Annotated in this window: 1 protein-coding gene; it reads right to left on the bottom strand. The window is 59.8% G+C overall.

The features are described from left to right. Window positions 1–8 precede the first annotated feature (8 nt). On the bottom strand, window positions 9–828 hold an 820-nt coding region (locus D7Y21_RS41310; protein WP_233612508.1), incomplete at its 5' end, for an IS1595 family transposase.

Genomic DNA, 828 nt, shown 5'->3' with positions numbered 1-828 from the left:
GGTAATGCCTAACCGATCTGGACCTGTTTTATGTCGATTTCATTGATTGAGGTTACCCTCAAGATCTTGATGATCAAGGGTTTCAGGTCCTCGTCCCGGTGATTGAACCTGTAGCAGGTTTCGCCGAGGTAGAGATGGAAGAACTTTTTCGGCACGCCGCGGTAGGGATAGAGCCAGTTTTTGGCATAGGACCAGAAGCCCTCGATGCCGTTGATGTGATCGCGTCCGAGCGGGCGTCCTTTCTCCTTGCGGATCACGACATGATCGCCCCGGAGACGCAAGGTGGCGTAGGCTTGCCATTCGTCGGTGTAGTAGAGCGATCCTTCGCGGCTCTCGGCCTGGATGACCTTCATGATCGAAGCCCGATCATGAGCCGGGATCGGCTGGGCCTTGACCGTGCCATTGCGCTTGACGATGCCGAAGACGATCACCTTCCCGGCAGCCCCCCAGCCGCGCTTGCCTTTCCGGGCGCCGCCGAAAGTCGTTTCGTCGCATTCGAGATGGCCTTCGAACGGAGCCCGCAACTGTTCGGCATGGGCCATGGCGAGGCGAATGAGCCGATAGAACCGTTCCGTCGCCGGCCGACTGGCCGCCAGCGAGAAACGCTGCCGGTACACCGGGACACCCCATACGAACCGCTGCACCAGCTCCGTCTTCACCCGGCTGTCGAGCCGGGAGACATCCCAAAGCGTCTTCGCTCGCCAACGATGCCCGCACCGGCGGCATTTCAGCCGCCCGTCCGACAGTCGCCAGCTCCAGCCAAAGCCGCAATGAACACACTTCGCCATGACCAAATCATCCCAGATTTGGTCCAGTTCCGTTAGGCAT

The organism is Corallococcus sp. AB045 (genome assembly GCF_003668895.1).
Taxonomy (GTDB): Bacteria; Myxococcota; Myxococcia; order Myxococcales; family Myxococcaceae; genus Corallococcus; species Corallococcus coralloides.
This window is presented reverse-complemented; position numbering and strand designations above follow the sequence as displayed.